This window comes from Bacteroides sp. CAG:189, from assembly GCF_000432295.1.
Taxonomy (GTDB): Bacteria; Bacteroidota; Bacteroidia; order Bacteroidales; family Bacteroidaceae; genus Bacteroides; species Bacteroides salyersiae.
On record NZ_HF991088.1, the window covers coordinates 1 to 11,672 of the forward strand.

Below are 11,672 nucleotides of genomic sequence, written 5' to 3' on the forward strand. Positions count from 1 at the left end.
TAAAGAAAATTTAGTGTTTTTGACTATTCCATCAGAATTAATAGCCTTCAAAATGTAAATTCCTTTATCCAAGTCGGAAACACCCATCTTTTTCCCTTGTACTCTACGAATCTGTTTTCCTTCAACTGTGTAAAGTTCCATCGAACATTCTTCCGATGCACAAAGTTCCAAACCTTCTTTTCTGACATAAAAACATTCATCAGTAGTTCCATGTACACCTGTTGCTTCTTGAATCTTCTGTGCCATTTCAGCCCCTGTAAAAGCCGAATAAACCTTAATCTGATGAATACGCACCGGTTGAAGAACACCAGGTCTTGCATAATAATATTCTGGAGATCTGTCTTTCGGATCGAGATTATATTCACTTGCCCATGTAAGAGTATCACAATCAAATACACGGAAACGAACAGAAACAGGTGTTTCCGCATCTTCACCATCTACCGCATTTATTAATTCTTCAAATTCATATCCCTGTTCAGAAAATGTTGCATAAGCATTTGTTTCACTTGGTATAATACGTTGCGGCAACCACTCGGCACCTTCTCCGCCAAGCCTGATTTCACAAATAACTCCGCGTTTCCAACTTGTAGAAGAATAAGACCATTGAATTCGCTCTACACCATATAAATTGTCGAGCTGTATGTATCCGCATTTGCTATTAGCAGGTTCACCCGCAGAAGCCGCTTGTCTACTTAGTTCTATAAATCCTTGTTTGCCATAAACATTACCAACCAAACAAGTGTTATCATTTATAGTACATGCATTAGTATTACCGGAAGGGAGCATACCATTATCGTCTTTTGTAAGAGCACTGGTATAATGATCCGGAGCAAACACACAACGAACAAACTTAATATCATAATTATATCCGGAAGGTACATATTGTCCCTGTTCTTCAGCAGGATTATATAAAGGAACAGTTATATTTCCATCTCCGGTAGGAGACTTTAAAATATTCTGCTCATAATCTACATTATCGTCTTGCCCGTCTATAGCCCCTGTCCGCGGATATTTAGCTGCATCCGTTAAAGTTGCTGCATCCAAATCAATCACCTTATAATACTCAGACGAATTCCATCCAATAGCTTGATTTATAGGATAGTAAGTAAAATTGGGACACTGAGCCTTCGTAATTGCAGAAAATCCAATAATAGCTATTGCACTGCAAACCATTGATTTTGTAATAATATTTTCCATCTTATTTTTTATTAAATACATATTCTAATAGATAGACGAAACACCCATCCCGTACGTACTCACCTTTAGAGAATTACAATAACAGGATAGGTATTTATTTTTATTTTTTTAAGAATTTAGCTATTTTCGCATCACCAGCCTTTGTATAAACAGCAATAATATAGTAACCAGATTCAAGACCAGAAACAGATAATGTCTTGCCACCCTCTATTTTAACCCCCATTATCCGGGTTCCATTTATTGTATATATATAAGCACCGTCCAAATCTTCGTCACAAAGAATTTCCAGTTCCTCCGTAACAATCGTACTCGCCAACTCAAGCCGCTGATCGGCATGTTCACTTTGGATACCTACTGTAGAAAAATCATGTTTTATATTCTCGCCGACTAAGCTATTCAAATAGACTTCAAGAGCTGTGTATCCCAACTCCGTCAAACTATTACCGTCAGCAGGATCAGCCGGACTCAATCCATTCGCCAATTCCCAAGCATCATCCATACCATCTCCATCACTATCCACCACTCTATCAAAAGTATCATAAGCAAGGGGACCTTCAGCCTGCGAGGGCAAATCAATGATCCCATGATTGCCATAAGGTGCCAAACCTTCACGTACACTTTTCACTATACGTGTATCAATGAGATCACGTGGCCATGCACCGACAGCAGCAAGAACAGATTCATAAGCCTCTGCAGCCGTCTCATAATTCTTATATGTATAAGTATCCCAATCATAATGATATTTTTGATGATCATGATCACCAGAAGTCTGTATGATCGTATCTACTTTGATATCATCTATAGAATAAGAAGTACTATTTTTAAAACCTTTCCAATTATCAGCTGTCACAGCATCGTCACCTTCCATAATGTTACCACTGAAATGCCATTTGGAAGGACCTAAAGAAGTAGCACCATCGCGTTGCAAAGATTGATTAAAGAAATAATGAGTACCAGAAGGAGTAGCCGGTCCCGGCTTATAATAATTGTTAATAAAGTTTCCTTCATGTCCAAAAAATTTCCTATTCTCCGAGGTGTTTTCTCCTCCATAACAAGCCCCGCTACTACCCCAATTGTAATTTACATTATTTATATATTCCAAATAGACACTTAAGTCCTGTCCGATTGTTCCACCTCTGGAACCATTAAAGCGAGGAGAGCGCGATTGATTATTAGCTAACAAATTATGATGATAAGTAGCGGAAGAGCCTCCCCATTGACATCCATACCCACGAACACCTTTCGGATGGCCGGCATTGTATAACCCTTCATGGACGATACACCACTGAACTGTATGAAAATGATCATCAAACGTATTTATATTCTCTTCTACCGACCACCCAAATGTACAATGATCAATTATAAAATTCTCGCAATTCTCAGCTCCAAGTGAATTTTCAGCCAAAATATTTCCATTCACATCTGTCTGTCCGATACGAAAACGTATATGCCGTAAAATGAAATTGGATGAACCACCTAAATTTACCTTATTACTTGTAATACATATTCCATCTCCAGGTGCTGTCTGCCCCGCCACCGTAAAGTTGCTCTTCTTTACTTTCAATGGGGCAACCAACTCTATACGTCCGGATACAGCAAAAACAATCGTAAAATCACTTTTATACTGATTGAATGCCCAACGGAGAGACCCTTCGATAGAACCTTCGGCATCGTCTTCAAGATTAGTTACCGTCACAACTTTACCTCCACGCCCCCCTGTAGCCAATTTACCAAATCCTTCAGCTGTGGGAAATGCTTTTAATATTTGCTTATCCGTATTTTCAACTCTTACTGCTTGACTCAAAGCACCATGTTCTGCAATACTCTTTATACTATAACGACCGGTCAGGTCATCCACAGAATAAGTTGTTGCAGTAGTAGCAGCCATAAACTTCCCATTTTTCAAAATAACATAACCTATCGCCCCTTTCACCGACATCCATGTCAATTGCTTCCCAGATTGCTCAGCATACTGGGGGGACTGAACTTTTTCACATAAGGCAACAGGATCATAAGGTACCCTACTATTTGCTTTGTCAAAAACATATGCAGGCGTAAACATCTCTGCGTCTTCCTGCGCTAACTGAAAGCTCCAATCGATCCGCCCACTTACATCCAGCATATTACCCGACAAATCGCAACTTCCATATTCTGCAAAACATGCACTTTTTTCATTACCGTTCCATTCTGTCCAACCTTGCGGTTTTATATGTTTCCCCATCTTACAATTAAGATAATATACACCGGAATATTCTTTCCAAGGACGTCCCAAATAATATGTATCGGCAGCTACATCAGGATCAGCCGTAATATCACAATCACGGAATATATAAGTTACCCGTAAAACTCGTCCGGTAGCATTCTCCGTTTTTCTCAAAAAGAAAGCACACTCCGCAGGAGCTGTAACATAACCTCCTCCTTTCACACAGTTGACCGTACAATTATCGTAGTACATGAGACCATCACCAAAAATAAAATCAGTAGCCCCCTGTATGAAACAATCTTTAAAGTAAGCACGTGCCCCGCTATTCGTCCTTTGTGTATCTTGGTAACCCAGGAAACGGCAATTTTTATAAGTCTGACGATCAGAAGCGACATAATGTGCTTCGGCCTGCCCCACATTTCCCGAAGAATTTTCAATAGTAAGTCCTTCTACATACATATCTTCGCCATAAAACTGGCAAGTAGTAATATCCCTAAAATCCGTGAAATCGCTACCAGCCCCACGGTCACGGTCAAAAGTAATCAGAACACCTTCTGCACTCTCTCCAATCAAGCTGATTATTTTTCCTTTAGGAACGTTAACCATTTCTTTATAGGTACCGTTTTTAATAAAAATAATACTACGTTGTTCTCCCTCTTTACAAGCATCGACTGCCGCTTGAACAGTAGTAAAATCACCGGAATTGTCAGTTGCAACTACGTAAGTAAACGGTTGCTCCTGTGCAGCAAGATTAGTCCAACAAAAGACAAATGCTACCATAAATGATAAAAAGTAATTTTTTGTGTGCATCGTAACAAAGATTAATCTATTTTCTTTTTTTAATATATAAAGAAAGACGCTCGTTAAGGAAAGATGTACTCAATCATGTACCAAAAGAATTCTAAAAAGAAAAAGGAGAGTTATCCTTTATTGCCAGATACTCTCCTATTTCCTAATTAATCTATAAAAAAACTATGACATGCTCAAAGTATACTCATTCATTATCACCTATTTATTCAAACGGATTAAAACAACCTTTTTCCACATCATATGACCACCCCATTGTCTGTAGGACAGCCGGACTACGAGTTAAAATACCATCGGGAATATCAAAGAAATTATAGTTTCCAGTAGTCGTATTCTTCAACTCTTCTTCGGTGGATACACATTTATATTCTATGGGAGAGGCCATCGGTCCGGCTGATGTCTGCGAAGCCCTCATATTTTCACTAACTTCATCCATGGTCATACCATCACGCTTGCTGGCAAATACAGCAGCATTGACTCCAAGCTTAAGTTGATAATTAACTCCCCATGAACCTTTCTTTTCTCCATTCAATTTAGTGGTTACCATCCCCAAATCCTCCGTAAACATATTGCGGCGACGTAAATCATAAAAACGACGTCCTTCAAAAGCCTGCTCTATAAACCGTTCATTCATCACAAGCTCAATCAGACTCAAGCTGGAAGCAGTTTTCAAACCATAATAATTATCACCTTCCGGAATTCCTGCACGTTTACGAAGTGCTCCCAAACACTCATACATTTTATCATTATCGCCAACTTCCAATGCTGCCTCGGCTAAATTCAGCAAGACTTCTGCGTAACGGATTTCAATCCAGTTTGTAGAAGTTTTAGAAAGATATTTTGTGGAAGGATCTAACATTTTACGACAATAATATCCGGTATTAGTCGCTGCCGAAGTTCCGGATTGATCCCCATTTTTATAAGTCCATTGCCGGAAAGAAGTATTTCCTTGATAAGGAAAATAACAACCGTTATAAACAATCGTAGAATAAAAACGAGGATCGCGATCTTTCCAAAAATAAACATCACCGACTGCTTTTTCGTAAGGGGTACCATCAGAATTAGGAAATGCCATTACTAATTTTACGGAAGGCAAATTAGAAGGACGGGATTTAGTATTACCTGTCTGTGAACCCGGACGTATACTATTCTCATATCCGTGACTATTATTTTCGCTATCATATATACGTACAAATAAAGCCTCGGTATTTTTTATGCCTCTTTCCAAGAATATTTTGTTTATATCTGTCACAGCAGGCCATTGTTCAGTAACTTCCGTTTTGCAATCCATCAACCCATATCCATCTTCCGTACAAATATCAACAGCTCTCAGATTTACATCATAAGCCGTCTTCCAACGGGCTCTCGCTTCTGCACTTTCCTGATCGGGAGTAAATTGAGGACTTGCATAATAAACCATTATACGTCCCAACAAAGCAGCAGCCGTAGCTCGTGTTACACGTCCCCATTCTGCTTCACTCCAAGAAGAAGGAAGCATGTCAATAGCATGATTCAAATCTTCTTGTAAATACTTTATACAATCAGACGTTTTATCACGTTTCGCATTTTTAAGATCATCTTCGCTGGTATATCCCACTACTTTTTTCATATAAGGCACTCCACCATGCATCAGCATCATTTTCCAATGCTGCCAAGCACGAAAAAAATACAATTGACCTGCTACACGATTGAATTCAGCTTCCGACATAGTAGAACTTTCCAACTCTTCAAAAGCAATATTAATATAACGAACAGCTGCATAAGTACTGGCAGAAAAAGCTCCTACTTGTCCAAAATCCATTGACCCCTCCATTAAAGAATTGAGGTCACCGCCTATTTCATCAGAACAAGCAGATGGACTAATACTACCATATACGTTATCTCCACCAAAAGATGGAAGGCACATTGTATATATATTGTTTACGTATAACATTGCAGATTGTTCGCTATCCCAAATAGCTGAATTAATAGCTGACTCGTCTTTTACATCCAGAAAATCACTACAGCCACTTATTAATGACATCAAGCAAAGTACTCCGATTATTTTTTTATTCAATTTCATAGTTCTTCTCTTAATTAGATTCCAATATTTATACCAAAGTTAAATGTCCGTATTTGAGGATAATCACTCCAGAAACCTACATAAGCGTCTTTGTATGGGTATGGATTAATGATAGTCCACAAATTATTGGCTGTAAAGAAGATACGACATGAAGCAATCCCCATATGGGAAAGCCACTTTCCCGGAACTGAATAAGATGCATTTAAAGTACGCAAACGCAATACATGTCCATTTCGCATCCAAAAGTCTGAACGTTCTCCCCTTAATGAATTACTATCCAAACGAGGATATCTCGCATTAGGATTTACAAGCGATCCGTCTTCATTGGAAATCGCATAATTCCCATACCATTCAGATAACTGATTGGAACTTTCAGACAGAAAAGCACCTGTACGTTTACCCCCCGAAGCTGTTGTATAAAAACCTTTATCGAATATCACATCATTTCCAAATTGTCCGTTGAACAAGGCAGAAACCGTTAAATTCTTCCAACTAAATCCCAAATTTAAACTATAACTATAAGGAGGATTATCATATTTACTTATAATACAATTATCTCCAGCCGAATTGATTATTCCGTCAGGCACTTGGTTTCCTGCTGTAGTTCCACGATCTTCATACATTAACATACCTGGTCTCAGTTGTTCCCAAGTTAAACCTAACACCCTAATACTCTCTTTACTTCCATCAGCTGTATGCGATGCCAAATATGAAATATAATCTTCAATATCTTGCCAAGAACGAGCCATTCCGTCACCTTTACCATCATTACCACGCCATACTTTATAACCAACCTCGCCACCACGTACACGTCCTTCTTCATCCTGCCAAGTTCCTACAATACCCGGATTTTGGTATTTCTTAATCACTTTACTCATAGCATATGAAAAATTAGCTTTTCCATTTATCGACCAGTCACTATTTATTTTTTTATGATATCCTAAACCAAATTCAAATCCCCAAGCATTCTGAATTCCATAATTCAATTTTGGAGTTGACTCAGTTACGCCCGCCGATTGAGGAAAAGTACTTTTTGCATCATCTAAAATATCGAATGTGTGTTTATAAAAGCCATCAACGTCAAATGAAAGTCCATTAGTCAGATTTAGATCAATGCCGACGTTATAATTATCTGTCTTTTCCCACGAAGAATTTAAAGCGACTAATCCACTCAGATTAGGTTTCAGTGCAGTCATCTGAGTAGCGCTGCTACCCAATAAAAGTATATTTGAACTAAACGCATAAGACTGTCTCCATTGCCCAAGAACAGCTTTATCATTTCCTAAACGACCATAACTCGCACGAAGTTTCAAATTATCAACTCCGCGTACATTATCTCTGAACCATTTCTCTTCTGAAATCCTCCAGCTACCAGACAATGAATAAAACAACCCCCAACGATAATCGGGTGCAAAATTATTGGAAGCTTCGTAACGGATAGTACCTTCAAACAAATAGCGATCTGCCCAAGAATAATTTAAACGAGCAATATGAGACATACGCCGACTGATATTACCTTTACCAGATGATCCTGTTATGGCATCTTTACTGAATCCTTGAATATTTTCTACATTATCCACCAACATCTGTTTCGCTGTTAGACTTAGTGCATTACTTCCGCTTTCTGCCACCTCATACACGTACATCGCCGAAATATCATGTTCATTCAATTTTATATGATAATTCAATTGAGGGTTAATTTGATAAGAATATCCGAAATCCGCCCCATCATAATAAGAATTCCCATTTAACAATTGCTGGCTTCCCGTTAATGTATTCGACATTAATCGTCCATCATAAGTCGTATCTCCATCCGAATAGCTCACAGGAGCAAAAGTGTATACAGTATAAGGCTTATACAAACTTTTTCCATTGGATGAAGTACGGCTATAATTCATAGCCAAACTGGCCGAAAGTCCTTTTATCCATTTGATATTATAATCCAACTTAGCACTCAATGCCATATCATCACTCCGGTTTTTACGGTAAGAGCCACTGTCAAATATGGCTAAAGGATGCGTATCACTTTCTGTCATTCCATAATCAACCGGCATTCCGTCAATATAAGCCGGAATCCAACGAGACGTACGGTTAAGATCGTTGAATGTACCATACATAAGAGCAGGTTCTGAGTCCTTATTATTCAACGGCATATTAGTTGACTTAGTTGCATAGCTCATATTAAATGAAGCTTTCAAATCCTTTGTAAAACTTACATCCAACCCCATGCGCGTACTAAAACGGTCCACATCCAAATTTGAAAAATTACCGTCGCTATACATATAAGCCCCACCAATAAAATAACGAACTTTCTCGGTTCCGCCACTGACATTCAAAACATGCCGAGTATTAATCGCTGTTTTCCAAGCCTCATCCAACCAATTATAATCTACATTCTTCATGTCATTTAACTCTTGCTCAGAGAAAAATGTATATGTACTTTCACTCCCGCTACGTTGTTCTTCACGCCACATATCATTCAAAGCCGTAGCCTGTTGGTAAGCTGTCATCATATCGGGCATATGAACTCCCTGTGAAAATCCAACCGAACCGGAATAATTAACCGATACTTTCCCTTCTTTTCCTTTTTTCGTTGTAACCAATATAACACCACCAGCACCACGCACTCCATATACAGCAGCAGCCGCGTCCTTTAACACAGAAATATTATCAATTTCTGATGGATCAAGCATATTAAAATAGGTATCATCACGAATAAATCCATCAATTACATATAAAGGAGGTTCGGAATTCCATGAACCACTGGTACGAATCTTAATAGAAGCATTTGCCAACGGATTACCAGTAGACTCACTTACCGATACACCGGGCATTGTACCCATTAATACGGCTGATAAATTAGTGGCAGGAATATCTTTCAAATCATCCATCTTCACACTCGACACCGCTCCCGTCAAATTAGCACGTTTCACAGTTCCATAACCTACAACTACAACTTCATCCAACAACTCGGCATCCTCTTTCAACACAACCTTCAATGGAGTACCGGGTTTTACTGTTATAACCTGCGTCTGATATCCCACAAAAGAGATTACAAGTTTTGCACCGGCAGGCACCAATAATGAAAAATTTCCGTCTAAATCAGTTATGGTACCAGTTGTTCCTCCATCTACTTTCACACTGGCACCAATTACCGGTTCTCCATTTATATCTACAACTGTACCTTTTACAGTACTCTGCTGATCCACTGCTTGAGTTATCGCAACATCATCCGCAGCCTTAGCAGTTGTCGGAGACAGGATTAACCACGAGCACAAAATCATAGCAGCACAAAGTGGTTTACACAAACCAATATCCTGCATAAACCTGTTTTTGCTTCTTTTCTGACTCATAGAATAAAAATTTAAAGCATATTTATTTTTGAAATATTTTTTTTAGATACTCTATATTCTCACTAAAGTTCTTTTTCACATTGCGGATATCCTCTTTATTGCGGGAACGTTCTACTACCAACCAACCGCTCCATCCCATCTTATCCAATACCTTTCTGACCTTTTGCATATCCAAACGATCATTATACGGTAAGGTCACACCATCTGTGTCGGTACAATGAATCTGGCAAATTCTCTCTTTTCCCAGAATACGTAACTCTTTACAGAGATCTCTTCCATTCTCAAGAGAGTTCTGAAATTTAAAATAGATTTTTATTCCCGGTGAGTCTATCTCATTCAATAATCGAACCTCTTCTCTGGCATTCAAAGAGGTTTCTATTCCGATAACTTTTCCCATTTCTACTGCCATATCACCCACAACCTTTAATCTTTGAACCAATTCCGGACGAATTTCCGGATTTTTCTGTAAATCACATCCTGTGCCCAAGGGTAAAAAAGCAATCGGAACATTCATCACTTTCATCGTATTCAAACAATCTTGCACCAATGCTTTATAATCGGAGCGTAAAAGAAAAGACTGCCCGTAAAATCCTGACATAGCAATAGAAGATATTTGAATATCAAATTCTCTGGCTTTCGCTTTAAACAGTTTCTGAAAATACTCCTCACGCAATTTATTGTCAAAAGAATCCCGTTTTCCTAAACTTCCCATATCCAGCTCCAATCCGTCACTACCCAACTCTTTCGCCAACTGAAATGCCCCGATTTTCTGCCGTTTCAGAATCATCCAATCGCAAACCGCTATTCTATAACGTTGATCGATATCACCTACTTGCATCCGTACACTACTGGTTGCCGATGCACTTATTACCATATATAGTAACCAAATACAGAGTATCCATTTACGATTGTTTTTCATTTTTATCAAGTTAGAAAATTTAAGTATTAGACTCTGTTTTTATCGTTTCATTGATTTTCCTCTTTATTTCGTCAACCTCCAAAACCGAAAGTTGCGGTTCAATATCCGAAGAAGGTAATAATATGCCCTTTACCTTATCCGAAACATCTTGTAAAGTCATGTCTTCACATCCCGATACATCGCTTCCGATCAGCACATCCGTAACTACCTCTACGAAATAACCTACAAATTCTTCGTCTTTGAAATAATCTTCCGCCTTGTCCAGCATCCTAACATTTTATTGATTATATACACAAGACGAAATCCACTCTTCTATGTACTCAGTTTTATAAAAAAATAGAATCTCTATTTTTAAAACTTACAAACCGCCTATATAAGAAAGTATCTGCTTAACCTGCAATTGTTTTTAATTTGGATAACCCACGATGCATCAAATTACGAACAGACTGATAATTCATATTCATGATTTGACATATATCCTCGTATTTTCTTTCTTCAATATAATACAAAATAAGAGCTTCACGCTGACGGGGAGATAACTGAGCCAACAAATGCTTTACTAATTTATTATTCACATGTTCACGTTCACGTTCCAAATAGTTGTTTTCTACATCTTCACAAGACACTGGATTCAATTCTTCTACCTTTGCATCAGAAACATACAAACGTTTACGCACTTCATCACATAGTCTATTCCGTAAAGAAATAAACAGGTAAGACTTGAAATTCTCCACATGCTTCAACTCCTCCTTCTTAGTGTACATCTTGACAAATACATCATGAATACAATCTTTCAGTAATTCTCTGTCTGTGGTTAGTTTACAACCATAACTAAAAAGAAGATTAACGTTAAGATCATACAACTTAGAGAAAGCAGTTGCATCCCCTTCCTCAAAAGCCAACAACAAAGTAATCATTTCCTGATCATCTCTCTTTTGCATTACTGTAATATTATCATTCTGTCTCATCATAGTATTACTATTTTGTTTTTGATTCATTCTTCAGACTCCGCAAAACTACCGTATAGGGAACAAATCGACTGGGAATATTTGATTATTGAACTGAAAATGCAGATACCATGCCCTACAACATATTTACCGATTAATACCTGTATAAAAAAAATCCTGCTAC

General features: G+C 38.2%; 7 protein-coding genes. All 7 read right to left on the reverse strand.

The features are described from left to right. On the reverse strand, nt 1-1,197 hold a 1,197-nt coding region (locus tag QVP90_RS12370; RefSeq protein WP_005925577.1), incomplete at its 3' end, for a T9SS type A sorting domain-containing protein. A gap of 100 nt (nt 1,198-1,297) precedes the next feature. Next, nucleotides 1,298-4,180 (reverse strand): pectinesterase family protein, encoded by a 2,883-nt coding sequence (locus QVP90_RS12375; RefSeq protein WP_224206892.1) that lies wholly within the window; start codon nt 4,178-4,180, stop codon nt 1,298-1,300. 232 nt (nt 4,181-4,412) lie between these two features. Further along, the gene (locus QVP90_RS12380; RefSeq protein WP_005925583.1) at nt 4,413-6,269 is read right to left on the reverse strand and encodes a RagB/SusD family nutrient uptake outer membrane protein; all 1,857 of its coding nucleotides are present in this window, start codon (nt 6,267-6,269) and stop codon (nt 4,413-4,415) included. Nucleotides 6,270-6,283: 14 nt separating this feature from the next. Further along, the gene (locus QVP90_RS12385; RefSeq protein ID WP_005925586.1) at nt 6,284-9,622 is read right to left on the reverse strand and encodes a SusC/RagA family TonB-linked outer membrane protein; all 3,339 of its coding nucleotides are present in this window, start codon (nt 9,620-9,622) and stop codon (nt 6,284-6,286) included. A 22-nt stretch (nt 9,623-9,644) separates the two neighbouring features. Continuing rightward, entirely contained in the window at nt 9,645-10,496 is an 852-nt protein-coding gene (locus QVP90_RS12390) for a sugar phosphate isomerase/epimerase family protein (RefSeq protein WP_224204013.1), read from the reverse strand. Between the two features lie 64 nt (nt 10,497-10,560). Further along, nucleotides 10,561-10,809, reverse strand: coding sequence for a hypothetical protein (locus QVP90_RS12395; RefSeq protein ID WP_005925592.1), 249 nt, complete (start codon nt 10,807-10,809; stop codon nt 10,561-10,563). Between the two features lie 121 nt (nt 10,810-10,930). Further along, on the reverse strand, nt 10,931-11,482 hold the full coding sequence (locus QVP90_RS12400) for an RNA polymerase sigma factor (protein ID WP_025818949.1): 552 nt from the start codon (nt 11,480-11,482) through the stop codon (nt 10,931-10,933). Between the last annotated feature and the right edge of the window lie 190 nt (nt 11,483-11,672).